The sequence below is a fragment of the Nocardia brasiliensis genome, assembly GCF_011801125.1.
Taxonomy (GTDB): Bacteria; Actinomycetota; Actinomycetes; order Mycobacteriales; family Mycobacteriaceae; genus Nocardia; species Nocardia brasiliensis_C.
Window position 1 is genome coordinate 1,768,557 of sequence record NZ_CP046171.1, and the last position, 24,754, is coordinate 1,793,310.

The 24,754-nt window shown below is 69.1% G+C and carries 26 protein-coding genes; 14 read left to right on the top strand and 12 right to left on the bottom strand.

The window, feature by feature from the left end; translation table 11 throughout:
* Positions 1 to 135: 135 nt before the first annotated feature.
* The 5 genes from F5X71_RS07975 to F5X71_RS07995 all read left to right on the top strand — a co-directional run bounded on the left by F5X71_RS07975 (position 136) and on the right by F5X71_RS07995 (position 5,440).
* Positions 136 to 459 (top strand): hypothetical protein, encoded by a 324-nt coding sequence (locus tag F5X71_RS07975; RefSeq protein ID WP_167461355.1) that lies wholly within the window; start codon positions 136 to 138, stop codon positions 457 to 459.
* Positions 456 to 1,835, top strand: coding sequence for a hypothetical protein (locus tag F5X71_RS07980; protein ID WP_167461356.1), 1,380 nt, complete (start codon positions 456 to 458; stop codon positions 1,833 to 1,835). Before F5X71_RS07975 ends, F5X71_RS07980 begins: the two co-directional genes overlap by 4 nt.
* On the top strand, positions 1,822 to 2,829 hold the full coding sequence (locus F5X71_RS07985; protein WP_167461357.1) for a hypothetical protein: 1,008 nt from the start codon (positions 1,822 to 1,824) through the stop codon (positions 2,827 to 2,829). Before F5X71_RS07980 ends, F5X71_RS07985 begins: the two co-directional genes overlap by 14 nt.
* Positions 2,830 to 3,183: 354 nt before the next feature.
* Entirely contained in the window at positions 3,184 to 3,885 is a 702-nt protein-coding gene (locus F5X71_RS07990) for a respiratory nitrate reductase subunit gamma (RefSeq protein WP_167461358.1), read from the top strand.
* 121 nt (positions 3,886 to 4,006) lie between these two features.
* Positions 4,007 to 5,440, top strand: a complete 1,434-nt coding sequence (locus tag F5X71_RS07995; RefSeq protein WP_167461359.1) for a purine-cytosine permease family protein — start codon at positions 4,007 to 4,009, stop codon at positions 5,438 to 5,440.
* Between the two features lie 69 nt (positions 5,441 to 5,509).
* On the opposite strand, the gene F5X71_RS08000 is transcribed toward F5X71_RS07995, so the two are convergent.
* Positions 5,510 to 7,639, bottom strand: coding sequence for a putative bifunctional diguanylate cyclase/phosphodiesterase (locus F5X71_RS08000; protein ID WP_167461360.1), 2,130 nt, complete (start codon positions 7,637 to 7,639; stop codon positions 5,510 to 5,512).
* Positions 7,640 to 7,757: 118 nt separating this feature from the next.
* Here F5X71_RS08000 and F5X71_RS08005 point away from each other — a divergent pair, with 118 nt between their 5' ends.
* A complete protein-coding gene (locus F5X71_RS08005; RefSeq protein WP_167461361.1) occupies positions 7,758 to 8,564 on the top strand; it encodes an SAM-dependent methyltransferase in 807 nt (268 codons plus the stop codon).
* Positions 8,565 to 8,571: 7 nt separating this feature from the next.
* On the opposite strand, the gene F5X71_RS08010 is transcribed toward F5X71_RS08005, so the two are convergent.
* The 6 genes from F5X71_RS08010 to F5X71_RS08035 form a co-directional block, all read right to left on the bottom strand.
* A complete protein-coding gene (locus F5X71_RS08010) occupies positions 8,572 to 9,111 on the bottom strand; it encodes a hypothetical protein (RefSeq protein ID WP_167461362.1) in 540 nt (179 codons plus the stop codon).
* Positions 9,112 to 9,323: 212 nt separating this feature from the next.
* Positions 9,324 to 9,617: an ANTAR domain-containing protein gene (locus F5X71_RS08015; RefSeq protein WP_167461363.1), complete on the bottom strand. Its 294-nt coding sequence runs from the start codon at positions 9,615 to 9,617 to the stop codon at positions 9,324 to 9,326.
* Between the two features lie 28 nt (positions 9,618 to 9,645).
* Positions 9,646 to 10,047 (bottom strand): hypothetical protein, encoded by a 402-nt coding sequence (locus F5X71_RS08020; RefSeq protein ID WP_167461364.1) that lies wholly within the window; start codon positions 10,045 to 10,047, stop codon positions 9,646 to 9,648.
* Positions 10,048 to 10,069: 22 nt separating this feature from the next.
* Positions 10,070 to 10,978: an SGNH/GDSL hydrolase family protein gene (locus F5X71_RS08025; RefSeq protein WP_167461365.1), complete on the bottom strand. Its 909-nt coding sequence runs from the start codon at positions 10,976 to 10,978 to the stop codon at positions 10,070 to 10,072.
* Between the two features lie 89 nt (positions 10,979 to 11,067).
* Positions 11,068 to 11,862 carry a DUF1460 domain-containing protein gene (locus F5X71_RS08030; RefSeq protein ID WP_167461366.1) on the bottom strand — a complete coding sequence of 265 codons (795 nt, stop codon included), beginning with the start codon at positions 11,860 to 11,862 and terminating at the stop codon, positions 11,068 to 11,070.
* A gap of 84 nt (positions 11,863 to 11,946) precedes the next feature.
* Complete coding sequence (locus F5X71_RS08035; protein ID WP_167461367.1) at positions 11,947 to 12,606, bottom strand: hypothetical protein; 660 nt, start codon at positions 12,604 to 12,606, stop codon at positions 11,947 to 11,949.
* 441 nt (positions 12,607 to 13,047) lie between these two features.
* Between F5X71_RS08035 and F5X71_RS08040 the strand changes: the two genes are divergently transcribed.
* Positions 13,048 to 14,007, top strand: coding sequence for a M64 family metallopeptidase (locus F5X71_RS08040; RefSeq protein ID WP_167461368.1), 960 nt, complete (start codon positions 13,048 to 13,050; stop codon positions 14,005 to 14,007).
* A 115-nt stretch (positions 14,008 to 14,122) separates the two neighbouring features.
* Complete coding sequence (locus F5X71_RS08045; RefSeq protein WP_238815778.1) at positions 14,123 to 15,931, top strand: Xaa-Pro dipeptidyl-peptidase; 1,809 nt, start codon at positions 14,123 to 14,125, stop codon at positions 15,929 to 15,931.
* A 56-nt stretch (positions 15,932 to 15,987) separates the two neighbouring features.
* On the opposite strand, the gene F5X71_RS08050 is transcribed toward F5X71_RS08045, so the two are convergent.
* A complete protein-coding gene (locus tag F5X71_RS08050; protein WP_167461370.1) occupies positions 15,988 to 16,863 on the bottom strand; it encodes an LLM class F420-dependent oxidoreductase in 876 nt (291 codons plus the stop codon).
* 167 nt (positions 16,864 to 17,030) lie between these two features.
* Here F5X71_RS08050 and F5X71_RS08055 point away from each other — a divergent pair, with 167 nt between their 5' ends.
* Positions 17,031 to 18,359 carry an MFS transporter gene (locus F5X71_RS08055; protein ID WP_167461371.1) on the top strand — a complete coding sequence of 443 codons (1,329 nt, stop codon included), beginning with the start codon at positions 17,031 to 17,033 and terminating at the stop codon, positions 18,357 to 18,359.
* Between the two features lie 7 nt (positions 18,360 to 18,366).
* Here the strand turns inward: F5X71_RS08055 and F5X71_RS08060 are convergent, their stop codons facing one another.
* On the bottom strand, positions 18,367 to 18,576 hold the full coding sequence (locus F5X71_RS08060) for a hypothetical protein (protein WP_167461372.1): 210 nt from the start codon (positions 18,574 to 18,576) through the stop codon (positions 18,367 to 18,369).
* A 140-nt stretch (positions 18,577 to 18,716) separates the two neighbouring features.
* Between F5X71_RS08060 and F5X71_RS08065 the strand changes: the two genes are divergently transcribed.
* The 5 genes from F5X71_RS08065 to F5X71_RS08085 all read left to right on the top strand — a co-directional run bounded on the left by F5X71_RS08065 (position 18,717) and on the right by F5X71_RS08085 (position 22,936).
* Positions 18,717 to 18,854: a hypothetical protein gene (locus F5X71_RS08065; protein ID WP_167461373.1), complete on the top strand. Its 138-nt coding sequence runs from the start codon at positions 18,717 to 18,719 to the stop codon at positions 18,852 to 18,854.
* A 99-nt stretch (positions 18,855 to 18,953) separates the two neighbouring features.
* Positions 18,954 to 19,865, top strand: a complete 912-nt coding sequence (locus F5X71_RS08070) for a manganese catalase family protein (RefSeq protein WP_167461374.1) — start codon at positions 18,954 to 18,956, stop codon at positions 19,863 to 19,865.
* 182 nt (positions 19,866 to 20,047) lie between these two features.
* Positions 20,048 to 21,010: a ferritin-like domain-containing protein gene (locus tag F5X71_RS08075; protein ID WP_167461375.1), complete on the top strand. Its 963-nt coding sequence runs from the start codon at positions 20,048 to 20,050 to the stop codon at positions 21,008 to 21,010.
* A 139-nt stretch (positions 21,011 to 21,149) separates the two neighbouring features.
* Positions 21,150 to 21,896, top strand: coding sequence for a PAS and ANTAR domain-containing protein (locus F5X71_RS08080; RefSeq protein ID WP_238815779.1), 747 nt, complete (start codon positions 21,150 to 21,152; stop codon positions 21,894 to 21,896).
* Positions 21,893 to 22,936: a helix-turn-helix domain-containing protein gene (locus F5X71_RS08085; protein ID WP_167461376.1), complete on the top strand. Its 1,044-nt coding sequence runs from the start codon at positions 21,893 to 21,895 to the stop codon at positions 22,934 to 22,936. Before F5X71_RS08080 ends, F5X71_RS08085 begins: the two co-directional genes overlap by 4 nt.
* Here the strand turns inward: F5X71_RS08085 and F5X71_RS08090 are convergent.
* The 3 genes from F5X71_RS08090 to F5X71_RS08100 all read right to left on the bottom strand — a co-directional run bounded on the left by F5X71_RS08090 (position 22,844) and on the right by F5X71_RS08100 (position 24,753).
* On the bottom strand, positions 22,844 to 23,677 hold the full coding sequence (locus tag F5X71_RS08090; protein WP_167461377.1) for a hypothetical protein: 834 nt from the start codon (positions 23,675 to 23,677) through the stop codon (positions 22,844 to 22,846). The two genes, F5X71_RS08085 and F5X71_RS08090, sit on opposite strands and share 93 nt — an antisense overlap.
* 240 nt (positions 23,678 to 23,917) lie before the next feature.
* A complete protein-coding gene (locus tag F5X71_RS08095) occupies positions 23,918 to 24,154 on the bottom strand; it encodes a hypothetical protein (RefSeq protein ID WP_238815780.1) in 237 nt (78 codons plus the stop codon).
* A gap of 44 nt (positions 24,155 to 24,198) precedes the next feature.
* Positions 24,199 to 24,753 carry an RNA polymerase sigma factor gene (locus F5X71_RS08100; protein ID WP_167461379.1) on the bottom strand — a complete coding sequence of 185 codons (555 nt, stop codon included), beginning with the start codon at positions 24,751 to 24,753 and terminating at the stop codon, positions 24,199 to 24,201.
* Position 24,754 lies beyond the last annotated feature (1 nt).

The following is a 24,754-nucleotide window of genomic DNA, read 5'->3' on the forward strand; positions in this document are numbered from 1 at the left end:
TGACAGCGCGCACGTTGATTGCCATACTCAGCGGAGCGACAAGCGAAGATCTGACGCATGTGTCCAGGTCGCACAGTAGGCTTGTCTTCGAATCATGTCGCGGTAGCGAAGGACTGGTAACCCGGGAGGGGAACGGTGGACACGCTGAAGCTCGACCCGGCGGCGGTAGCCGCATACACCGCGATCGCGGACGCAGTCTCCCAGCAACTCGCCTCGGCCTCGGCGGTGGCCTCCGGCGCGGTGAATCAAGACCAGCTCGCCGCCGACCTCGGGCTGATCGGCGCCGACTTCGCGGCGCGGTTCGCCACGGCGGTCGCCGAACACGCGCAGGCGTTGTCGACCGCAGGCCAGCTGGTCGGCACCTATGGACAGGTACTGCGCGACTACAGCGCGAAGATGCAGGGTGTCGACGGCGACACCGCGGGCGCCGTCACCCGGACAGGGGAGACGCTGACATGAGAAGCCTTACCGGATTACGCAGGCGGGCGGCGTCCGCCCCGGCGCGCACCGACCACACCGCGCCCGCGACGATCGCGCTCGATCCCGATGTCGACCCGCCGATCGTCGCCGCGCTGGTGCGACCGCTGTTGCAGCTGCGGTCCACGCTCGGTTCGGGGGTCGCCGTGCCGAACCAGACCGCGACCGCCGCACTCTCCGCGGCGAGCACCACGGCCGCCGACACCGAGGGGCCGCATCGCGACGGCTTGCACGCCCTGGAGTCCACCTGGACCTCGCGCGGGGCCGACGCGGCCGTGCCCGCCCTGCGCACCACCCACACCGAGATCGGCGAAATCTCCGACCGCGGACCGGCTTACCTGAGCGTGCTCGGTGACGCGCACGCCACCAGTGCGCGCGCGGCGCGCACGGTCGACCAGATCATCGCCGACTTCCGCAGCGACGCCCGCCAGATCCTCGGCAACGCGACCGCGGCGCCGGACACCGACGCGGTGATCGCGCGGGCCACCCAGGCGCTGCGGGACGCGCTCACCACGGTCAATGCCGCGCAGACGGAAATGGACGACCACAGCAGGCGACTCGACGCGATGGGCCCGCTCACGGTCACCCAGCCCTCCGGTGTCACCACGGCACAGCCCTACGCCGCGGGCCCCTTCACCACGGGCACGTATCCGCCGGGCGTGACGAATCAGTACGCGCCGGGCGGGATCGTCCCCGGCACCGGGCAGCCGATGGACCCGGCGCTGGCCGCGCAGCTGCAGTTGCAGCAGCAGCTGATCTCGGCCGGCGTGCAGGTCGGCACCGCGGCGATCAACGCGGGTGTCGACATCGGCACGAACATCATCGACAAGATCGCCGGTGTCGGCACCCACATCGTGGACAAGGTCGCCGAGGTCGGCACGCACGCCATCGATACCGTCGCGGCCGGCGCGGACAAGGCCGTGACCGAGGCGATCCGGCCGGGCAGCACCGCGAACGACGGGCCGAACGGTTCCTCGAATTCCGGTAGCTCGCCGAAGCTTTTCGATTTCGGCGCGGGGGCGCGAACGCCCGCGCCGGCCGCGCCGAGCGGGCCGAGCAGCGTGATTCCGCCGCAGTCGTCCGCACCGACCGTGCATGAGGCGCCGCCGAAACCGGAGTCCAGGCCCGCGCCCGCGCCCGCCCCGGCACCGCCGGTGGTCAACGACGCCCCGCCGCGCGCGGCCGCGCCGGACCAGCCGCACCCGCCGGGCAGCACCGGAGGTGTCGCGATGCCGCCGTCGCCGCCGCCGGACGATCGGGAGCACAAGCCCCGGGAAGGCCAGCTCGGCGTGACCGTGCCGACCGCGGTGGTCGCGGTGACCCCGGTGCTCGGCGACTACGACGATGACACCCTCTGACCCGAATTCTCCGGGTCGGCAAGAGGGACAGGGCAATCCGTTCGATACCGGGCTGCCCATGGTGCGCACGCCCGTCGGCAAGGCGCGCAAGCGGCGGCGTCCGTCCGGGCGTCGCTCACCGGTGCGTCGTCGTGATCCGGAGGGCGTCGTGACGGAGCCGAATCCGGACCCGCCCGCCGGCCGGCCGCGACGCACCGGTGACTGGGAGCAATGGCTCGATCTGCCGCCGCGCACCGAGCAGCCCGCGCCCGAGCCGCCGGTGGCACCGCAGCGACGACAGGCGCCCGTCGAGGACGACGACCGGTCCGGTGGCTACGACGACAATGTCGCTCCGCCGCCGGCGATCATCAACCGCTCCGGCATCCACCCCGGCGTACCGCTGCGTCATCCGACTCGCCAGCGCGGCAGGCAGTCCAACGGCAATCGGGTTCTCGCCGTGCTGATCGTGCTCGGCGTCGGGATCGCGGTCGTCTCGATCCTCTACACCGCGATCAACGGCTTGGGCGGCGACGACGCACCCGCCGCGGCGAGCTCGACGGCGCGTGCGCCTGGCGTGGTGTCGAGCGCGGCGACCAGCACGCCGCCGCAGGGGCAGGCCGCGGCGATCGCGACGCAGGGATGCGAACAGCGGCGCACCCCCGACGTGGTGTCCGGCACCGATCCGGGCGGCACCGCCAACGGACCCGACGCCATCCTCGCCTTCGAGTACGCCTACTACGTGGAACGCTCCGGCTATCGGGCGCGCGCGGTGGTCGCGGACAACGCGATCGTCTCGCCCGCCGACCAGATTCAGCGCGGTATCAACATGACTCCGGTCGGCACCCGCTACTGCGTCCTGGTCACCCGGGCCAAGGACGGTGACGACGGACTCGCGCACTGGGAGGTGAAGCTCACCGAGCAGTACCCGGGCGAGCAACCGCGCACCTTTACCCAGCTCATCACCACCCGCACGCTCGCCTCCCGCACCCTGATCACCGCGATCGCCTCCGGTTGAGCCGCCGCGCCGGACAACGCCGGTTCCCGGGGCAGGAAAACTATTGTCTGGGAGCGCTGTTCGCGGGTAGATACCGTTCGGTTCGGTAAACGATGTCGATGAGTGTGCGGTGCACAGTTGGGGATGGGGAATGCGTATTTCGAAGCGGACCGTGGCCGAAACCGCGGCGGTGGTGGCATTTATTCTGTCTGCCGTGGTCGCCGCGCCGCCCGCGGAGCCCGTGCCGCCGCGGCACCCCGAATCCGCTGTCGTTCAAAGGTAGTACACGCTGGGTAATGGCGCTTTCGGCGCTTGCTTGGCGCCCTGTGGTCTGCGAAGGTAGTGCACCGGATAGTTTTGTTTTCGATTAGCTCGATGCAGAAGGCGAGTCGGCAGATGATGTCGATGCTGTGGATCATGCTCCCCTACAGTGCGTTTCTGTCGTTCGTCCTCGGTCACGTCTGGCGCTATCGGCACGATCGGTTCAGTTGGTTCGGCACTCGCGAGGAGGCCGACGCCGGTCAGCGGTTCGGCTCGACCGCCCTGCGCGTCGGCATCGGCGTGCTGGCTGCGGCGCGCGTGACCGAACTGCTCGCCTCGGGGCCGCACGGCCATCCCGACGGTGCGCTCTATGTCGTTCTCGCCGTCGTCGAGATCAGCGCGCTGGTCACCGCGTCGATCGGCGCGGTGCTGCTGTTCGTCCCGGACATCATCGGGGGCTCGACCCGGCCGATCATCAGCCCGCTGGACCGCATCACCTTCCCGCTGATGGTGTCCGCGCTGCTGTCCTGGGTGGCGATCAAGTTCGACCCGAACTCCACCGACGGCGGATACCGCACCGCCGAAACGCTTTTCGTCTGGTTCCGGTCGCTGTTCACGCTGCATCCGCAGCCCGATGTCATGGTGGACGCGCCACTGATCTATCAGGGCCGCGGCCTGATCCTCATGCTGTTCATCGCGATCTGGCCCTACACCCGGTTGGCCGGTGTCATGGCCGATCCGCTCTGCCGCGCGCTGCTGCGGATCAAGAAGGCCGAGCCTGCGGCCGAGGCGCCGCGGATGCTCGCGGCGGGATAGCCGGACCGCATCGGTAACCGGCTGCGCCGCAACGCCGTACAAGACCGTCCGGTATCCGGCATACTGCTGATCCGAGGCAGCGCCGTGTCACTGGCCGCGCTTCGCGGAGGAAAGGCGGACCATGGCGCAGGACGAGCGAAGCGACGCGACCGGGCCGATCGAGCGCCGCACCATCGAGGTGATCCCCGACGCCGAACGGCACGGCACCCCGCGCAGCCAGTTCACCCTCTGGTTCGGGGCCAACATGCAGATCACCGCGATCGTCGACGGCGCGCTGGCCGTGGTGTTCGGCGCGGACGCGCTGTGGGCGATCATCGGACTGCTGCTCGGCAACATCCTCGGCGGCATCGTGATGGCACTGCACTCGGCGCAGGGACCGCGTCTCGGGTTGCCGCAGATGATCTCCAGCCGAGCACAATTCGGCGTCCTCGGGGCCGTGCTGCCGCTGCTGCTCGTCGTCGTCATGTACCTCGGGTTCGCCGCGACCGGCACGGTGCTGGCAGGCCAGGCGGTGAACAAGATCCTGCACATCGAGAACGCGACGGTCGGCATCCTGGTCTTCGGCGCGCTCACCGCTGTGGTCGCGGTGACCGGATATCGGCTCATCCATGTGGTCGGCCGGATCGCTACCGTGGTCGGCATCGTGGGTTTCGGGTACCTGGCGGTCCGGCTGGTCACCGAATACGACGTGCGCGGCTATCTCGGGGCCGAGCCCTTCGACGCGGCCACCTTCGTGCTCGCCGTCTCGCTCGGCGCGGGCTGGCAGCTCACCTTCGGGCCCTACGTCGCGGACTATTCGCGCTACCTGCCCCGCTCGACCAGTGATCGCACCACCTTCTGGGCGACCTTCGCGGGCAGCGTGCTCGGCTCACAGTGGTCGATGACCTTCGGCGCGATCGTCGCGGCGGTGGCGGGAAAGGCCTTCCTGGGCAACCAGGTCGGCTTCCTCGGTGACCTGGCGGGCCCGTTCGTGCTCGGGTTGCTGATCTATCTGGTGATCGTGGTGGGCAAGCTGACGGTCAACTGCCTCAACGCCTATGGCGGTTTCATGTCGATGCTGACCTCGGTGACCGCCTTCACCGGACAGTCGCGCACGACGCCGCTCGCGCGCGCCGCCTACATCCTCGGATTCACGGTGGTCTCGATGCTGATCGCCATCGTGGCCAGTGCCGACTTCCTGAACAACTTCAAGAATTTCGTGCTCACACTGCTGATGGTGTTCACCCCGTGGAGTGCGATCAACCTGATCGACTACTACCTGATCTCCCGCGAGCGGATCGACATTCCGGCGCTCTACGACCCCGACGGGCGCTACGGCCGCTGGAACGCGACCGCGCTCGCCTGTTACGCGCTCGGCATCCTCGCCCAGGTGCCGTTCCTCGCGCAGCAGCTCTACACCGGCCCGGTCACCGAACTGCTCGGCGGGGCCGATATTTCCTGGATCGTGGGCATCCTCGGCACGGCCGCGATCTACTATCCGCTCGCCCGCCGCACCAGCAACCCGCCGGACCGGATGATCTATCCGCCGGGCACGGTGGTCGCCGCCCCGCACTGATCCCGCCGCGCCGTTCGGCGCTGTGCCGCTGGGCCGTTTCCGAGTGTGCCGCCGCGGGATTCCTGAGGTTCAGCGCCGGGGCACGTTCGTCGTGCCGAGCAGCGCGGTCACCTGGTCGGCCGGCATCGGATAGTGGAAGTGCCAGCCCTGCGCGGTGTCACAGCCGAGGTCCCGCAGCTGCTCGGCCTGGTGGCGGGTCTCCACGCATTCGGCCGTGACGGTGAAGCCGAGCGCGTGCGTGAGGTCGATGATCGTCTCGAGCAGCAACAGATCGGTCGGGCTCGCGGTGTCCGGCGTGCGGATGCGCTGGACGAACGGGCCTGCCAGCTTCACCACGTGCAGTGGCAGCTGCCCGAGGTAGGCGAGATTCGAGTAGCCGGTGCCGAAGTCGTCGATGGCGATCCGCACGCCCGCCTCGGCCAGTGTGTGCAGGGCTCGCAGCGGTCTGCCGGTGGTCTGCATGAACGCGCGCTCGGTCAGTTCGAGCTGCAGCAGCCCCGCCTCGATGCCGGTCTCGGCGATCACCTGCTGCACGTGCTCGAGCCAGGCCGGGTCGGCCACCTCGGCGGCCGAGACGTTCACGCTGATGGTCGGCGTGTGCGGGTAGCGAGCATGCCATTCCCGGCTGTCCAGACAGGCGCGCTCCAGCACCACCGCGCCCAGCGCGCCGATGTGGCCGTTGTCCTCGGCCAGGTCGACGAAGCGGGCCGGGCTGAGCACGCCGAGGTCGGGGTGGCGCCAGCGCACCAGCGCCTCGACGGCGACCGTTCGCCCGTCCGCGAGCGAGACGATCGGCTGATAGTCGAGGAAGAACTCGCCGTGCCGGATCGCCGACGGCATCGCCGCGGACAGCTCGGCACTGGTGTGTTCGCGGCGGCCACGATCGGCGTCGAAGATCGCGTAGCGGCTGCGGCCCGCGGCTTTGGCCCAGTACATGCTGGTGTCGGCGGCCTGCAGAAAGTCGCCGGTGGACGAGCGGTCGGCACGCTCCTCCATCACGCCGATGCTTGCGGTGATCGCCAGATGGTGCTCCTGCACGTAGAACGGTTGCGCCAGCGCGTGCAGCACCGTGCGCGCCACCGCCGCCATCTCCGCCACGCCGCTGGAATGCGGGACCAGCACCACGAATTCGTCGCCACCCATGCGCGCGACGAGCTGATCGGCGCGGGTGGTGCAGGCGCTGAGCCGGGCCGCGGCCTGGGCCAGCAACTCGTCACCGACCGCGTGCCCGTAGGTGTCGTTGACGGTCTTGAAGTGGTCGAGATCGACGTAGCAGAGCCCGACCCTGGTGCAGTCGGCGAAGGCCGCGGTGAGCGCGTCGAAGAAGCGGGACCGGTTCGGCAGGCCGGTCAGCTGGTCGTGGTGGGCGCGGTACTGCAGCCGCTCGCGCAGCGCCCTGCGTTCGGACACGTCCTCCACCAGCACCAGGGTGTACTGCGGCTGGCCCTGCTCGTCGCGGATGAGCGAGACGTTGATGTGGGTCCACACCGTGCCGCCGTCACGGTGCCGGTAGGCCTTCTCCAGCTGCACGTTGTCGTATTTGCCCGCGAGCACCCCGGCGTACTTCTGCCACATGTCGGGGCCGTCGTCGGGGTGGGTCAGGTCGGTCACCGACAGTCGGCACATCTCCTCCGGCCGATAGCCGAGCATGTTGGCGAAGGCGTTGTTGACCTCGATGATGCGGCCGGTCATGTCGGAGAGCCCGGTGCCGATGCCCGCCTGCGAGAACACCGCCCGCAGCCGGGCCTCGCTGGAGCGCAACTGCTGCTCGACCATCCGGCGCGCGGCGATCTCGGCGGTGCGCACGCTCTCCTGCTCGGCGAGCAGCCAGGCGCGGAATGCGCGCAGGTAGCCGGTCGCGAAGGCGCCGAGCAGGTCGGCCACCCGCCCGGCGGGCACGCCGCTGGTCTCGGTGAGATAGGTGTTGAGCACGGCCAGCGTGCGGCCGAGCACCTCGTCGCCGACGAAGTGCGATTCGGCCAGCCTGGCGCCCAGCTCAGCGACCCGTGCGGTGGGCGCGGCCGTCTCGGCCGCGGTGGCGAATTCGTGGGCCAGTTTGGTGAGCAGCGCTCTGGATTCGGCCGCGCTCATGGGCACGACATGATCGCGCGGTCCGCCACCGAGCGCAGCCGCCCATTGCTCGGCCAGTTCGGCGTGCGGTCCGCCAGGATCTGAACCACTCCCGGCATCCCACGCCATAAGCTCTGATCGTAGTCCGGTTTGCTGGCGCTCGCCCAACTGCGGGCGTTGCCGAACCCGGCTACGATGACCAAGCTTTCGCCGTGAGCTGGCGATATTCGAGGAGGGTTCGGGATCGATGACCAGACCGAGTTGGGCGCCCGAGGGAATCGATCTGGATCGGCCCAGCGCCTCCCGGGTCTATGACTACTTCGTCGGCGGTATGCACAACTTCGAGATCGACCGCACCCTGGCCAGGCAGATCGAGGCGTTCACGCCCAACGTCGCCGAAACCATGCGGGCGAACCGAGATTTGCTGCGCCGCTGCGTCCGGTTCCTGATCGACGAGGGCGTCACCCAATTCCTCGACATCGGCTCCGGCATCCCGACCGTCGGCAACGTGCACGAGGTCGCCCAGGCCAGGAACCCTTCGGCCCGAGTCGTTTACGTCGACATCGACCCGGTCGCGGTGGCACACAGCCGGGCCATTCTGGACGGCAATCCCGCCGCGGCGGTGGTGCGTGCGGACATCGGCGAACCCGAGGCCATCCTCGGCGATCCGGCTGTGGCGCAGCTGATCGATTTCGAGCAGCCGGTGGCGGTGCTCGCGCTGGGCGTGCTGCATTTCGTCGCCGACGACGCCGACCCGGCGGGCTGCGTTGCCCGATTGCGCGACGCGGTCGTGCCGGGCAGCTACCTCGCGATCACCCATGCCACCGCAGACGGCCAGCCCGAGGAGGTGCTCGAGGCGCAGAAGCTGTCCGGGCGCACCTCCACCGAGATCGTGCTGCGCAGTCAGCCGCAGATCGCCGAGTTCTTCGCGGGCTGGGATCTGCTCGATCCCGGCCTCGTGCATTTGCCGCTCTGGCGTCCGGAGCGCCCCGCCGACGTCGGCGAGTTCCCGGAGCGTTCCGGGGCGTACGGCGGTGTCGCCCGCAAGCCCTGAGCGCGGCTCAGGCGCTCGCGGTGCGCAGCGCGAACCAGCCGGTGCCGGGGTCGGCGAAGCCGTGGTACATGAGCCGGATGCGCTGGTCGACCGCGAAGTGCCGGTAGATCGTGACCATCGCGCGGCGCATGGCCGCCTCCCGGAAGTCCTCGGTGCGGCGAAAGCCGATGGGGTGTTCGGGCAGCAGCGCCAGCCGGGCCAGCTCGGCGGGATCGTCGAGATCGAGGCCGACCGGCGCGGTGGCGCTGATCTGGTGGTCGTGCAGGATGGTGCCGACCCGCGCCGGCTCGGCCCGACCGGCCGTAAACGCGCGGAACTCGGTGTGCAACAGGGCGGTTCGCTCGGCATCGGCGGATTCGGCTTGCACCCGATCGATCAGGTCGGCGTCGGGGCTCGGCCCGCTGTCCGCGCTCAGCGGTGCCTGCTCGAGCAGATGCAGGATGCTCCCGCCGGGAATCAGTGGTTCGGGCGCGAGAAACAGGGTGATCGTGGGGCAGCGGCAATCCTGCCCGAGCAAACAGACCTTGATATGCGATGGATCGGGCATGGCGCCTCTTCCATGGAACGGGCCGGGCAACGCGACCCTGAGTGGTTCAGGACTTCGAAAGCTGCCGATCGCCGAGTGCGGGCCGCTCCGACGGTCGACCGTGGCGCAGTTTTCTCAGTGTAGGTGCCCGCCCATCCCCGGCGCACCACAATCACGGGCCATCGGCGGCATTGCCAGGACCGGCCCGCCGGGTCGAGGTGCGCCTGCGGCGATCATTGCTCGGTCCGCGGCGGGCCGTGCAGCAGGTGGTCGACCTTGCTCCGCAACTCCGGCGGTGCCAGATCGAGGCTCGGCAACTCGGCGATCAGCTGCGCGGCGAGCTCTCTGAGCTTGACGTTCGTCGCCTGTGAGCGCCTGCGCAGCATGCCGAACGCCTGCTCGGCGTCGACGCCGTAGGCCAACATCAACGCACCCTTGGCCTGCTCGATCACCGCCCGTGCGGCCAGGAGTTCGGGCAGGGCACGTCCGAGGGACGGTTGACCACGTTCCTCGAATCCATCGTTCATGACGGCGGACTACCCAGTGCGGGGCGGGTTATGGGTGCTCGAGCAAATCCAGCAGCCAGCTCGGTCCGATCGTGTCCGCGCCGAGTGATTCCACCCGCTCGCGCAGGCCGCGATCCGCGGTCACCACGATGACGGGACGGTCGATGTCGTCCTGGACGGCGGTCAGCACCACCTCGACGATCGCGTCGTCGCCCGAGCCGAGGGCCGCGACCACGCGCAGCGCGTCCGGCGCGTCGGTGGCCGCCGCCTTCGCCGCGCCCTCCAAGACCACCACGACCTCGGCCGGTTCGGCGAGGCGCTGATCCAGCGCGGTCAGCTTGTCGAGCAACCTGCGGGCCGCACCCGCGCGGTCGCGCCACCAGCCGTCGGGCCGGGAGCCGACCACATTCGCGGCGTCCACCACGATCAGTTGCGCGAGATCGTCTGTCACCACACCAGTGTGCTCCGCGCGCTCACGCGCGATGACCGATCGCGTCGAGTACCGCGCGGGCCTGCGCCGCCGCGCCTGCCGCGTTGGGGTGGAACGGAAACGCGACCAGTTGCGGGTTGCGGTCCGAGAAGGGCAGCAGCCCTTCGACATAGCGCACGTCGGGCGCCTGGCAGACGTCGTGACCGGTGCCGGCCGCGAAGGTGTCCACGAGGCGCACCCCGGTGCGGTCGGCGACGCGGGCGAGCATGGTGTTCAACCGGATGAGCTTCGAGCGGAGGTAGGCCGCGTCGGCCGGGGTCGCCGGCAGTTCGGGGACGCAGCCCGTATCCGGTAGCGCGTCCAGGTAGTCGACGAGCAGGATGCGCGCGTTCGGAGCGCGCCGGCGAATCTCGTCGATCGTCGCGGTGACCCCGGCTTCGGCGGCGGCCGTGCGGGCCTCGACCGGATCCGCGCCGTTCGCGGTCACCCTGGCGGCGCAGCTGCCCGGGTCGGGCAGACCGGGCAGCAGACCCGCGGGGGAGAGGCACTGCGGGATGAGTTCTTGCAGGCCGAGGTCGTTGCCGCCGATGCTGAGCGTCACGAGATCGGTTGTCGGCGTGAGGCGATCCAGCTGCGGCGGGTTGCTGCCGAGCGGCACGGTTTGCGGCGCGGTCATGTCCGCGGTCTTCGCCCCACCGCAGCTGGCGTCGCGAAAGGTCGGCACGGCGAGCGCGGCCGCGACCAGGCGCGGATAGTTCGTGACCGACTGATCGCAGTTGAACGGCGCGAACTCGGTGGTCGGGGGGACTGTGGTGAGCACGTCGGCGGTGAAAGAGTCACCGAGGGAGACATATTCGCGGTAGGCGGGATCGGGCGGCTGTGCCGCCGCGGGGGCGGCCAGCGCGCACGCGGCGACCAGGGCGGCGGACCAGCGGACGGTGTGCTCCCACACGGCGGACCTCGATTCGACACGGATGTTCCCGGGCTGAGCGCCAAGTACTACCGGGTAGAAATGTCGGGCCGGTTAACCGGGCGCCCGGCCTATTGCGCGCGGAATACCACAAGGCCCGGCACCGACCGGACGTACTCCGCGAGCGGTGAGTCCACCACCTTGTTGTTCGCGGCCAGCGAGGACGCGTTGCGGAACATCGGACCGTCGGCGGTCATGACGAAAATGCCGACGTGGGTGACGTCCAGGCCGGGTGTGTCGGCGTAGGCGCCGAGATAGTCACCGGTGCGGAGCTGACCGATGACCGCGTCGTCGACGGTGCCGCTCGGCAGGTAGGTGATGTCCCGATCGGTTACCGGCAGCCCCGGAAGATACTGTCCGCCATCGGCTTTCGCGTTCAGTCGCTTGGTGACGGTGACCGCGGCCCCGCTGAGGGTGCCGGTGATGTCGGTCGCGGCGACGCGCGGGGTGTGCGCCCAATCGCTGAAGAAATGCTTGCGATGCGCGTAATCGACGACGCCGTCGGTGTAGCGCGTCTGGATCAGGTTGGCGGTGAACTCATCCCGCGTGGTGGATCGGCTGAGCGCCTCGACGTAGTCGAGATAGGTGAAGCAATCCACTCGCTGCAGGTCGATCACCAGTTGCTCGGCGCGATCGGCCGACCCGATCAGCGTGTTCGCGACGTACGGCGTGCCGAGGAACGGACGCGACACCCGTTCGATCAACTCACCCTTGCCCTGCGCGCTCGCCCGTGCCGCCAGCGCCTCGTCGATCCGGTGCGCGGTGGCGTCGTCGTAGGTCGCGCCCGGCGCGGCCGATGCCGAGGGCAGCGCGGTCATCGCGCCGAGGGCCAGTGTGAACAGGACGAGCAGGACACGGGTGAGCATGCGCAAAGCGCCTCCGGAGGTCGTTCAGGGTAGGTCGGCGGCCACCACGGTATCCCGAAATCCCCAGCTGACCTGTGACGCGCGTCACGCACGCGCGGGCGCCGCCTCGTCCGGCCGGGCGGCCTCGTCGAGCGCTTCATGCAGGTTCTTGATGACACCCCTGGCCAGCGCGTGGTTGCCGACGCCACCGACGACCGCGCCGATACCGGCCGGGATCACCTTGCCGAAGGCGAGCGCGCCGCGTTTGACGATGAACTGGACGGCGAAGCGTTTGATCGGCGAGTCGTCCATCCGGCGTAGCACCGGAAGTTTGTTGGCCAGCATGGTGTCCCACTGCTTGGCCGAGCGCCCTGCCGCGCCGAGCGCGCCGGTGCCTGCCTGTCCGAGCACGACCGCCGACACCAGCGGCGGACGCGCCGCCGCGGTCTTGCTCCCGGCGACGTCCGCGGCGCCCACGGTGTACACCGTCGAGGCCTCCAGGAAGAACACGGTGTCGGCACCGGCCGCGGCCAGCCCGACGAGGGTACCGACGCCGGGAACGGCCGCGCTCAGGCCGACCACCACGCCGCTGGCGGTCACCGCGATCAGATAGTGGCGGCCGAGCCGCTCGACGATCTGCTCGGGGGATTCGATCGGGTGCCTGCTCTGCACGAAGCCGACGTACTTGTCCACCAAGGGCTTCTGCGCCCGTGCCGACCTGTCGAGCAACGAGACAACACCCTGATCGAGGAACTTCCGCAACATTGCCTTCAGTCCTTCCGTCGGTCTGCTCGCGCGACAACGTGGAGGTTGCCGTCCGTCGAATCGACACGCTCGAGCCTACGGTCGTCACGCCGGACCGTCGGTGATTCGCGCCACCGTGCGCGTGTGCGGGTCGGGCCGTGGTCGGCCGCACCACGGCCGTCGCGACCGGTTCGGGCGGACTCCAGGGTGGATTTCGTCGCGGGTACATAGTCCGCTCGGCGCATAGCTGTGGCGCCCGGCCGCGAAACCAGCTTCGCGATGCATTCCGACGCTACCGCGCCGAGCGCCTGTCCGGACGGCAACGCGGAGGCGAATCCCCAGTTGCGCGCCAGTCGAGTTGCCCGCGCGAATGTGGTTGTTTGAGTAGGCATTCGACGCATCGAGAGACGGCACGCCACCGCCGTTTCGCTCGAATTCGCGGACTATTCCAGGAGTTTCGTCATGCCCTTGCTACGACGTCTGTCCACGATCATGTTCGGCACAGTGGTCATCGCGGGCCTGTCCACCGGCACCGGATCCGCTACGCAATACGAAGAGCGAGAAGTCTTCTCGCCGGACGGCACGATCAGCCGAGTCGTCGCGCCGGTGCAGGATCAGACCCCCGCGCCGCGCTCGGCGGTCCGGGCCGACGTGGTGCCGATCCAGCAGACCGGCCCGTCCAGTCAGCGCTTCGATCTCGTCTTCGTCGGCGACGGCTATACGTCGGCCGAACTGGGCAAGTACAAAGACCAGGCGACGAGCCGGTGGAACGAGCTCACCCAGGTCGAGCCGTTCAAGTCCTATAAGAACTCGTTCAACGTCTGGGCCGTGAACGTGGTGTCCCAGCAGTCCGGGGTGGACAACGATCCGCGCGGCACGTATCGGAATACCGCGCTGGACATGACCTTCTGGTGCGGCGGCACGGAACGGCTGCTGTGCGTCAACGAGAACAAGGCGCTGCAGTACGCCCGGCTGGCGCCCGAGGTCGACCAGGTGGTCGCGTTGGCGAACACCACCAAGTACGGCGGCGCGGGCGGCCGGGTCGCCACCTCCTCGGGCGGCAACACCGCGGCGGGACAGATCGTGCTGCACGAACTCGGGCACACCATCGGCGGATTGGCCGATGAGTACGACTATCCGGAGGACCGCTACACCGGCGGCGAACCACGCGAGGTCAACGCCTCGGTCTACACCAGCGCGCAGATGCAGCAGAAGCGCACCAAGTGGTACCAGTACCTCGGCAAGCCCTCACCCGACGGTGGCGTGGTCGGCACCTACGAAGGCGCGGTTTATCACAAGCGCGGGGTGTACCGGCCGACGCAGAACTCGTTGATGCGCGCGCTCGGACGGGAATTCAACCTGATCGGTCTGGACGCGATGAAGGCGGCGATCGAGCGCAAGGCTCCGCCGAACCGGCCATGATCCAGAAATTCCTTGCGCCAGTGGATGTTTCGAGCCGCACGCGGAGGGTCGCGGGCGGGATGACAAGGAGTGGATGATGGCGGCGATTGCGAGACCGATGCGAAGATTGGCTCTGGTGAGCGCGGTGGGGGCGATGCTGCTGTGCGGCGCGCCCGCCATGGCGCAACCCGCGGGCGAGCCATCGTTTTCCGGTGGCGAGGCCCAGCCGGTCTACAACGCGGCCGCGCCGATCCGCAACGACCTGTGGGTCCGCGCGCCGATCGACAGCGACGGTGACGGCAAAGACGACGAGGTACATGTCCAGGTCGTGCGCCCGGCAGGCGCGAAGGGCAAGCTGCCGGTCGTCTACCAGGCGAGCCCGTACTTCTCCGGCGGCAACGACGTCGCCAACCACGGCGTCGATGTCGAGCTCTACGTGCCGAACGGGCCGGAAGCCAGGATGGCCAAGGCGCCCGGCGAGATGCGCGCGCGGGTGGCCGAGGACCTGCGGGTCGCGGGGATCACTGTCGCCGACGGTCAAATCACTTGGCAGTACGAGGAATACTTTCTCGCCCGTGGTTTCGCGGTGATGTACGGGGAGTCGCTCGGCTCCGGCAAGTCCACCGGCTGCCCGACCTCGGGCGGGCGCAACGAGACCATCGGCGCCCGCGCTCCCATCGACTGGCTCAACGGCCGGGCCGAGGCCAGGGACGCGCAGGGCAAGCGCGCCGTAGCCGATTGGGCCAGCGGCAAAGTCGGCATGATGGGTGTGTCCTACAACGGGACGCTGCCGAACGCCGTCGCCTCGACCGGCGTGCCAGGACTCGAGGCCATCGTGCCGATCGCCGCGATCAGCAGCTGGTACGACTACTACCGCGCCGCGGGTGCGGTGGTCGCCCCCGGTACGTACCAGGGTGAAGACACCGACGTGCTCGCCCGTTACGTCTACACCAGGGCGAATCAGAACATCTGCAAGCCGGTCATCGACAAGCTCGAACAGGATCAGGACCGGGTCACCGGTGACATGAGCAAGTTCTGGGAGGAGCGCAATTACCTCAACGATGTCGGCAAGGTGCGGGCCGCGGTGCTCGCGGTGCACGGGCTCAACGACTTCAACGTCAAGACCAAGCATGTCGCGCAGTGGTATGCCGCGCTCGCGAAAGCCAATATCCCGCACAAGATCTGGCTGCACCAGTCCGGCCATGTCGACCCGATCAGCCTGCGCAGGGACGAATGGCTGCGCACGGTGAACCGCTGGTTCAGCAAGTACCTGCTCGGCCAGAACAACGGGATCGACCGCGAGCCGAAGGCCACCATCCAGCGCGAGGACAGGTCCTGGGTGGACGAGGCGGACTGGCCCGCCCCCGGTGTCGCCACCGCGGTCGCGCAGTTCACGCCGGGTGGCCGCACCAGCGGCGGTCTGGTGCCGATCGGCAGCGTCAACGGTGCGCCGCCGGAGTCGCTCGACGACGACGCGCGCAAGACGGCCGCCGATCTCGTCGCCGCGGCAAGCTCGCCGAATCGCCTGGCCTACTACACCAAAGCGACCAGGTCGGAGTTGCGGATAAGCGGCACAGTCGATATCGCGTTCCGGATGACCTTCCAGCGGCCCGCGGCCAATGTCACCGCGCTGCTGGTGGATCGGGGGCCCGACGGCCGATCCCGGATCATCACCAGGGGTTGGGCGGACCCGCAGAACCGGGACTCGCTCGGCAAGACGACCCCGATCACGCCGGGCACGCAGTATTCGGTCAACCTGTCCATGCAGCCGCACGACTACGTGCTGCCGCGCGGACACAAACTGGGCGTGGTCATCCTGTCCAGCGACAACGAGTACACCCTGCGTCCCAAGCCCGGCCCCGGGTTCTCGGTGAACCTCATCGAGACCAAGGTGAGCCTGCCGGTGGTCGGCGGGCAGGGCGTATTCAACGTCACGACCGGCTAGCCCGGCTCGGCGCGTCCGGCCTACCGCGACGGCGGTAGGCCGGACGCGCTTGTGGGTCAGCCGAGTTCGGCCAGTTGCTTGACCGCGGGCGCCATCGCGTCGATCCATGCCGCGGGGCTGCCGGTGGTCGGTATGACGATGACGGTGTGCACGCCCAACGGCGCGTAATCGGCCATCTGCCGGACGAATTCGTCGCGCCGCTCCGGCGTCGGGCGCGGGTTGTCGGCCATCACGGTGATCCGGATGTCCCGGTAGTCCCGGCCGACATCGTCGCAGTGCCCGCGCAGTACGTCGAGCTTGTGGCGGACGTCCTCGGGGGAGGAGCCGAACAGATTGCAGGCGTCGCCGTACTGCGCGACCAGGCGCAGAGTCTTGCGTTCGCCGCCGCCGCCGATGAGCACCGTCGGTTTCGAGATCGGCTGTGGCACGCAGAGCGTCTCCGCCAGTTGGTAATACGTGCCCTCGAACGGCCCGTTGTTCGCCGGATCCCACATCTGTGCGCAGATCCGCAACGCCTCCTCCAGGCGCGCGAACCGCTCGCCCAGCGGCGGGTACGGCACGCCGAGCCCGAGGTGCTCGCGCTCGAACCAGGCGGCGCCGATGCCGAACGCGGCCCGGCCGCCGGAGAGCACGTCGAGGGTGGTGACGATCTTGGCGAGCAGCCCTGGGTGCCGGTAGGTCACGCCGGTGACGAGCAGGCCGAGTTCGATCGTCGAGGTGTGCGCGGCCAGATAGCCGAGCGAGGTGTAGCCCTCCAGCATGTTCGACTCCGCGGGCAGGCCCGTCGGCTCGATCTGGAAGTAGTGATCCATGAACGACAGCCAGCTCGCCCCGGCCGCTTCCGCGGCGGCGCCGACCCTGGCGAGTTCGCCGGCGATGGCGGTGGTGCCACCGTCGATATCGAAGATCGGAAGGTGCAATCCGAATTCCATTGACCAGCCCCTTTGTCTGTAGAAGACCTCGAAGAGCACGCTACGACCTGGAGTGCACTCCAAGTCAAGTGGCCGTCAATTGATCCGATGAATTTCGGGACGTGCGCCCGCCGCGGGCGGCATAGTCGACAGGTCACCGCGACCACTGATCGACTGGATGCTCGACTATGACCGACACTCCCACCACCGGCGCTCGTTTCGCGCGGGTGGTCGCCGCCAGCGTGGCGGGAACCACCATCGAGTTCTACGACTTCTTCCTCTACGGGCTCGCCACCGCGCTCGTGTTCAACAAGGTGTTCTTTCCGGCGACCGCTCCGCTGGTCGGAGTGCTGCTGGCCTTGGCTACCCACGCGGTCGGATTCCTGGCACGGCCGCTCGGCGGCGTGCTGTTCGGGCATCTCGGCGACCGGATGGGGCGGCGGCGGACCCTGTCGATCACGTTGCTGATGATGGGCGGCGCGACCGTCGCGATCGGGTTGCTGCCCTCCTATGCCAGCATCGGCATCGCCGCGCCGCTGCTGCTCGTGCTGTTGCGTCTGGTGCAGGGCCTCGCGCTCGGCGGGGAGTGGGGCGGTGCGGTGCTGCTGGTGGCCGAGCACGGCTCACCCGCCCATCGCGGCTTCTGGAGCAGCTGGCCGCAGACCGGCGGTCCGCTCGGAAACCTTTTGGCGACAGGCATTCTCGCGCTGCTCGGGCTCGGCATCTCGAACGCCGAGTTCCAGGCGTGGGGCTGGCGTATCCCGTTCCTGCTCTCGATCGTGCTGGTGCTGGTCGGGATCTGGCTGCGGCACGCGGTGGAGGAGTCGCCGATCTTCCTGGAGGCGCAGGCCCGTGCCGACCTGCGGAGCGGGCACGCGCCGGTCCGTATCGTGCTGCGCCGCTTTCGTAAACAGGTGCTCATCGCCGCGCTCGCCGACGTCGGGGAGAAGGCCACCTACTACACCTTCAGCATCTTCCTGCTCGCCTACCTCACCCAGATCGTGCACGTGCCGAAAGGCACTGTGCTGTCCTCGATCACGATCGCCTCCTGCTGCCAGGCGGCCGCCATCGTGGCGGGCGGCGCGGTCGGTGATCGGTTCGGGCGCAGGCCGACGAGCGTGCTCCTGGCCGGGCTGATCGCGGTGTGGACCTTCGTCGGGCTGCCACTGGTGGACGGTGGCCGGTGGGTCGCGATCACCGTCGTGATCACGGTCGGGCTCACCCTGCACGGCCTGCTCACCGGCATCCAGGCGCCGTTCTTCGCCGAGCTGTTCCCGAGCGAAGTCCGTTACACCGGTGCGTCTTTGGGATATCAGCTGGCCACAGTGGTCGGCGGGGCGCTCATCCCGTTGATCGGGGTCGCGCTGCTGAACCGGTACCCGTCCACCGTCCCCATCTCGCTGCTGCTGTGCGCGATGCTGGCGTGCACCGCCACCGCGTTCCTCTGGGCAGGGGAGACCCGGCGCGTCGACCTGCGCGGTATCGCGCACGACGACGCACCGGCCAAGGTGGTCTAGGTGCTGTCTAATTGGGAGTGTCGCCCTCGTAGTCCATGTTGGCCGCCGGGTCCTCGGTGGTGGCGGTGGGATCCTCCCGTGCCGCCGTTTCGGCCTTCGCGGCGTTGAGCGCCTCGTCCAATTCGCCGCGCAGGCGGGTGACCGCCGCCTCGTCGCCCGCGTCGGAGGCCGTCGTCAGGTCTTGGCGTAGCTGCGCGATCGTGTCCTGGGAGACCATCAATCCTCCTGTGCTCGGTCCGTCGCTGTCGCGCACCGTCGAACATTTCCGCGGTGCTCGAGGCGGCGTACCCCGGAGACGGCAAAAGATGCACGCCCGCGCCGATGAATAACTGCCGGTGTGCCGGGTAGGCCCGGTTCATGGAGATACTCGTGATCATCGCGCTGGTGGCCGTGGTCGCCGCGGTGCTGCTGTTGCGCAAGCGCACGCGCGGCAAGGACGACACCTCGCTCTCGACCGGAAACCCGTCGGCCAACGAGGGCGACGACCGCATCTGACCCCGGACCCCGGGGCCGGGCCCTCCGAGTGGTTTGCCGTTGCCATTTCGCGGTAGTCGCGGCGAGAAGGCAATGTGTAGAACATATTTGGAGGGCTAGATGTTTCGGCATACCGACCATTTGCAATTCGACGTCAAGCCGGAGAAGCCGGATCCGGTGTACGCACGCAAGCTGCAAGAGCTCATCGGCGGCGCCTACGGCGAGATGACCGTGACGATGCAGTACCTGTTCCAAGGGTGGAACTGCCGGATGCCCGGCAAGTACAAGGACATGATCATGGACGTGGCGACCGAGGAGATCGGCCACGTCGAGATGATCGCGACGATGGTCGCCCGGCTGCTCGAGGGCGCGCCCGCGACCCACGCCACGCAGGCGGCGATGGGCGACCCCGTGGTCGCGGCGGTGCTTGGCGGGATGGACCCGCAGCAGGCGATCGTGTCCGGCGGCGGGCCGGTGCTCGCCGACAGCAACGGCGTGCCATGGAACGGCCGCTACATCGTGGCCAGCGGCAACCTGCTCGCCGACTTCCGGGCCAATGTCACCGCCGAATCCCAAGGGCGAGTACAGACCGCGCGGCTCTATCACATGACCGACGACCCCGGGGTCAAGGACATGTTGAAGTTCAACCTCGCGCGCGACACCTACCATCAGAATCTGTGGTTGTCGGCGATCGCGCAGCTCAAAGCCGATGGGATCGAAGAGACGATCACACCGAACGCGCTGTTCGACGAGGAGCACAGCGAGCACGCGACCAGCCTGTGGCACCTGTCCGACGGCGCGGCCGCGGATCAAGGCATGTGGGCGCACGGGACCGCGCCGGACGGCGTGCACAAGAACGGCTTCCTCGCGGACCCGGTTCCGTTGGGGGACAAGGCGACCCCGCCGCCACCGGATCCGCAGCTCTATGTCACCTACGACGGATCGATGGGTGAACCGCGCTCGACGGCCATGGGCACCCAGGCCGGACTGCTCGGCAAGATCAAGGACACATTGGACCCCGACAAACCCTGATCAGTGGGCAATACCGCAGGCGCGCCCCGAAAGCGCTTGCGGCGGGCCCTGATACCGAAGGACGCGGGGTCTTTCTGCGGAAAACATTGTGGCGCAAGGTTTCGAACGGCGGGGTGGGGTAGTCGGGACAGAGGTGCACCGTTGCGCCGACCTGATATCCACGTCGAAGGACAAAGATTTTCATGAGCACACGCGACACCACCACCCTGCTGGCCCAGTTGCGCGCTGTCCGCGATCTGACCGAAACCGAAATCCAGGTCGCCGAAACCCGTATCGCGCAGGCGCGCACGGACGCGGTGCGCCGGGAGTTGTCCGAGAACGCCGACAACGCCCGGGCCCGTGCCGCGGCCATCGAGTCCGCTCTGCGCGAATTGGGCGGCATCCCAACCAGAATCGGGCCCTTCCTCGGGCGCGCCGTGGCGGCGATCAAGGCGATGGCCGAACAGGCACAGCCGTTCGACGAGGCCCTGTTCGGCGACCTCGCCCTCGAGCATCAGCTGCTCGATCGCGCCCGCTACCTCAAGGCCCTCGCCACCAACGCCGGGCACGCCGGTCTCGTGGCGCTGGCGGACCGGCTGATCGCGGCGCACTCGGCGACCGTCGACTGGCTCATCACCGTGCTGGCCGAGGAGGCGCTCGGCGGCCCGGCGGCGTTGCGGCGCACGCCATTGCAGGCGGCGACCGGCACCGCGGTGAAGTTGGTCAACATCCCGGTGACCTGGTCCGCGCGGGGCATCGACCGTGCGCTAGACACCTTCCGCAGCGCCCCGCCCGCGCTGGAGGAGCTGCTGGCCAGGGGCGCACACGCCGGTGACGTCGCGGTCAAAACGCTTGCCGCGTCCCGCGATGCCGTCCTGGAGACCGCCGAGCAGGTGACCCGCCGCGAAGGCGCGGACGGCACCGCCGACTCCGTGCACTCCGTGCGGGCGGGCACGGGTGTGCTCGAACCGGAGGAGCTGCCGATCCCCGACTACCCCGACCTGAATGTCAACCAGGCCGTCGCCGCGATCAGGGAGCTGACCTCGCCCGCGGACATCCGCGTGATCGTCGCCTACGAGGAGCAACACAAGAACCGGCACGGTGTGGTCTCGGCGGCGCAGACCCGTCTCGCCGCGATCGCCCAGGAGGTGACCGGCCTGAACTGAGGCAGCTCGGCCGACCGGCGGGCAGCTCATCGCACCTCGCGACCGAAACGGCAGGTAGCGGGGTGCGGAGCTGCTCGCCGAGCAGGCGTTTCCGGACAAGCACGTCGCGTCACGGGTGATTCGCGGCGATACTGGACCGGTGACCGGTGATGCGCTGCCAGCTCGAGCGAGTACGGAGGACTTCGAGCATGTGATCGGCGGGACACCACAGCGGGTCGGCACCTTCTGGTACTGGTTCGCCGATCAGCGCTGGGAATGGTCGCCCGAAGTCGCCGAATTGCACGGCTATCGGCCCGGCGCCGTGCGGCCGACTACCGAACTGCTGCTGGCGCACCGGCATCCGGAGGACTCCGAGCAGGTGGCCGCCGCGATCGCCGCCGCGGTCGAGAACGGCCAGCCGTTCAGCAGCAGGCACCGCCTCGTCGATACCGCGGGCGCGGTCCGCCACGTCATGGTGGTCGGCGACCATCTCTACGACGACGCCGGTCAGGTCGTCGGCACCACCGGCTACTACATCGACATCACCGCGACCGTCGCGAGCGACAAGCGTGCGGTGCTCACCGAGACGTTGCCCGAGGTGGTCGAGGCGCGCGCGGCGATCGAGCAGGCCAAGGGCATCCTCATGCTGGCCTACGGCATCGACGCCGATCAGGCGTTCAACGTGCTGCGCTGGCGTTCCCAGGAGACCAACGTCAAGCTCCGGGCGTTGTCCGAGCAGTTCATCGCCGATGTCCTCGGCTCGGGCGCGGGCCCGACCGCGTTGCGCACGCGCATCGATCATGTCCTGTTGACCGTGCACCAGCGGGTATGCGGCGCACCGGAGTTCGACCTCGACGCCGTCGCCGACGCGGCGGCGGCGCGGGAGCGCGAGCGGACCCGCCGATGAGCGGCACTTCGAGCACGGGCTCGCACGGCGGTTTCGCCCTCGATTCCACGGACCCGGGCCGGGTCTCGCACGGCTTCGACCTCTTCCGGCACGGCTGGCTGACCGAGGTCGGCGCGGCGTTCCCGCTGCCCACGTTCAGCTCCACCACCCGGGGCGACTTCCGGGTGCGGACCAGGGTCGCGAAGGTGCGCGACGTGGCCGTCACGGATTTGCGCAGCGCGTCGACGATCCGTACCGCGGGCACCCCGTACGGGTACGCCGATCAGGTCAGGATGTATGTCGTCGGGCGTGGCGCCTGGACACTGGGCGGCACCCCGGGCGGCGACGAATACGCCGTGGCGGGTGGGCAATTCCTGCTGCGCTACGGCTCGCCGCTGCACTTCGGTGCCGCGCCGGACACCTCGGTGCGCATCCTCACGCTGCCCGCGGCGGTGCTGGCGTCGCGGCGCGACCAGAGCAGCCTCGGGGCGACGGATTCGGCGGAGATGCGCCTGCTGATGGCGCACACGACCATGGTCCACGAGACCGTGACCGCGCTCGGTCCGGCGGGCGTGCACGCCGCGCACGACGCCCTGCTCGAGCTGGCCGGCGCCGTGCTGGCCGGGCGGTTCGACGATGCCGAGACCGAGTTGCGGCCCGCGCTCATGCGGGCCGCGAAGGAACTGGCCGATCGGCGGCTCACCGATCCCGATCTGTCCCCGGCGCTGCTGGCGCGGGAACTCAATGTCTCGGTGCGCACCCTGCAGCGGGCCTTCACCGCCGCGGGGGAATCGGTGGCGACGTATATCCGGCACCGCAGGCTGGATGCGGCCGGTCGCGCGCTCACCGCCGGGCACCGGCCGCCCACGGTAGCGGAAGTGGCTGCGCGATGGCAGTTTTCGGACAGCAGCCATTTCGTCCGCGCGTTCAAGAAGCGGTATGGCCAGACGCCCGTCGAATACGCCCGTTCAGCGGGCGGGCGAGGAATCCGGACGCAACGCACCGCGCGGCCCGGCGGCGTCGGCGACCCCCAGACAGGTGTCGCCGCGAAAGACGCCTAGCTCGTAGTGCACGGTGTCGCCGTCGTAAGCGCTGACGGCAACGCCGATTTCGTAGTCGCCGGGATAGGTGACCTCACCGAGGTAGTCCACGCGGTGCATCGTCGGCGCCAGATCGGGCACCAGCCCCACGACGCCGAGCGCCGTCGCGGTGAAGGCGGCGACCGCCTCGTCGTACCAGGAGGCCAGGGCCAGGGCGTTGACATGCTGATTGATGTCGACATCGGCGATCCGCGCGCGCAAGGGCGCGAAGAACGAGTAGTGCTCGCGCGCTCGGCGCCGCGCCGACGGCCGTGCGGGGGCCGGTTCGGTCGAATCCGGGAGGGACAGGTCCGTCAGGTCGGCGATCATCTGGTCCGGCAGTGCCAGCGGACCATCGGCGCCGATCAGAATGATCGTGGCTCCGCCACGCCCCACCTGCTCGCGGCCGGCGAACACCGCCTGCTCGTAGGTGAACGACGAGCGCCCGAAACGGCGAATCCCGGTGTGCACCGAGATATCCGGGTCGGTGAGGCGCACCGGCGCGAGTCGCTCGGCGCGCTGGCCGGCGAGCACGATATGGAACGGTCCGAAACCACCGGTCAACACCAGTTTTTCGAATCGGGGCAGGCACATACGCCTGCGGGCTTCCAACAGCCACTGCGCCAGCGCGGTCGTGCCCACGGTGCCGTCCCGGCCGAGGTCGGCTTGCCGGGCTTGGATATCGCACTGGACCGGGTACACGGAAACGTCGACAGAGCTCATGACGAGGACCCTAGGGCCTCCGGATACCCGGTGACCACCAGGAAAGGCCTGGTGGCGCGGATGTTCCAGCAGGTTGGCGCGGTTCTACCGCGAACGGTCCCCGTGCTGCCGGCCGGCGGTGCGCCGGGTCCACCGCTCGATCGCGCGCTGGAACGCCTCGTTGACGAGCAGCAGCAGTTCGGTGGTACGACGACCGGACGGTCGCTGGTCGCCTGGACCGCGGCCGTCCGGTCGTCGACGTCACGATGAACGGCTGGGCTCCCGGGGTTGAAGTCGGCACTGGCCGTCCGTGCAGACCCGGTTCAGTCGTCCACGAGACAGCGTCTGCATCAGACCGATCGCCCAGCAGGTCGGGCATCCGCGCAGCACCGCGAGTCCCGGCACCAGCAGCACCAGGCCGATCCAGCCGAGGACGGGGAGCAAAGCCATCGAGGCGGCGAGAAACCCGAAGCCGATCGCGCCCCGAGCCAGGTGCACCGGGAGCGACCTGCTGGCGAATGAGGGACTGGATTGGTTGGTGCTCAACGGAATTCACCCACTTCGATCACGTCGAGGTGGGTGCGAACCGTGGTGCGGGCACGGTGCAGTCGGGACTTCATCGCCGCGGTGCTGAGCCCGAGCGCGGCGGCGACCGTCTTGCCCGGCAGCCCCTGGATGTCCCGCATGATCAGGACCCGACGCTGGTCCTCGGGCCGCAACGCCACGGCGGCGGCTACCCGTTCGACCTCCAGCCTGCTCAGCACGTCGTCCTCGGCGGAGGGCGAGAACTCCGCTGCCGGGATCACGGTGCGGCGAGTGAGCAGCTGTGCGCGGCGCAGACATTCGTTGCGAACGATCCGGAACACCCACGACCCGAGCGCCGCGGTGGCGCGCAGCGAGCCGATCTTGCGGAACAGCACGAGCACCGCCTCCTGCGCCGCGTCCTCGGCGTCCTGACTGCTCGCACACAACGCGGACGCGAACCGGCGGATATGTGGATACGCACCGGAAACCAGTGCGGCGATGGCGGTCTCGTCGCCGTGCTGGGCCGCGAGCACCAGCTGGTCGCCCGGCCACGCCGACGTCGGCTCAACCATT

Bases quoted from the DNA above. Each gene is read 5' to 3' on its own strand.
- F5X71_RS07980 (WP_167461356.1), top strand. From the start codon at position 456: ATGAGAAGCCTTACCGGATTACGCAGGCGGGCGGCGTCCGCCCCGGCG.
- F5X71_RS07985 (WP_167461357.1), top strand. From the start codon at position 1,822: ATGACACCCTCTGACCCGAATTCTCCGGGTCGGCAAGAGGGACAGGGC.
- F5X71_RS07990 (WP_167461358.1), top strand. From the start codon at position 3,184: ATGCAGAAGGCGAGTCGGCAGATGATGTCGATGCTGTGGATCATGCTC.
- F5X71_RS07995 (WP_167461359.1), top strand. From the start codon at position 4,007: ATGGCGCAGGACGAGCGAAGCGACGCGACCGGGCCGATCGAGCGCCGC.
- F5X71_RS08000 (WP_167461360.1), bottom strand. From the start codon at position 7,639: ATGGCGTGGGATGCCGGGAGTGGTTCAGATCCTGGCGGACCGCACGCC.
- F5X71_RS08005 (WP_167461361.1), top strand. From the start codon at position 7,758: ATGACCAGACCGAGTTGGGCGCCCGAGGGAATCGATCTGGATCGGCCC.
- F5X71_RS08010 (WP_167461362.1), bottom strand. From the start codon at position 9,111: ATGCCCGATCCATCGCATATCAAGGTCTGTTTGCTCGGGCAGGATTGC.
- F5X71_RS08015 (WP_167461363.1), bottom strand. From the start codon at position 9,617: ATGAACGATGGATTCGAGGAACGTGGTCAACCGTCCCTCGGACGTGCC.
- F5X71_RS08030 (WP_167461366.1), bottom strand. From the start codon at position 11,862: ATGCTCACCCGTGTCCTGCTCGTCCTGTTCACACTGGCCCTCGGCGCG.
- F5X71_RS08035 (WP_167461367.1), bottom strand. From the start codon at position 12,606: ATGTTGCGGAAGTTCCTCGATCAGGGTGTTGTCTCGTTGCTCGACAGG.
- F5X71_RS08040 (WP_167461368.1), top strand. From the start codon at position 13,048: ATGCCCTTGCTACGACGTCTGTCCACGATCATGTTCGGCACAGTGGTC.
- F5X71_RS08050 (WP_167461370.1), bottom strand. From the start codon at position 16,863: ATGGAATTCGGATTGCACCTTCCGATCTTCGATATCGACGGTGGCACC.
- F5X71_RS08055 (WP_167461371.1), top strand. From the start codon at position 17,031: ATGACCGACACTCCCACCACCGGCGCTCGTTTCGCGCGGGTGGTCGCC.
- F5X71_RS08060 (WP_167461372.1), bottom strand. From the start codon at position 18,576: ATGGTCTCCCAGGACACGATCGCGCAGCTACGCCAAGACCTGACGACG.
- F5X71_RS08065 (WP_167461373.1), top strand. From the start codon at position 18,717: ATGGAGATACTCGTGATCATCGCGCTGGTGGCCGTGGTCGCCGCGGTG.
- F5X71_RS08070 (WP_167461374.1), top strand. From the start codon at position 18,954: ATGTTTCGGCATACCGACCATTTGCAATTCGACGTCAAGCCGGAGAAG.
- F5X71_RS08075 (WP_167461375.1), top strand. From the start codon at position 20,048: ATGAGCACACGCGACACCACCACCCTGCTGGCCCAGTTGCGCGCTGTC.
- F5X71_RS08085 (WP_167461376.1), top strand. From the start codon at position 21,893: ATGAGCGGCACTTCGAGCACGGGCTCGCACGGCGGTTTCGCCCTCGAT.
- F5X71_RS08090 (WP_167461377.1), bottom strand. From the start codon at position 23,677: ATGAGCTCTGTCGACGTTTCCGTGTACCCGGTCCAGTGCGATATCCAA.
- F5X71_RS08100 (WP_167461379.1), bottom strand. From the start codon at position 24,753: ATGGTTGAGCCGACGTCGGCGTGGCCGGGCGACCAGCTGGTGCTCGCG.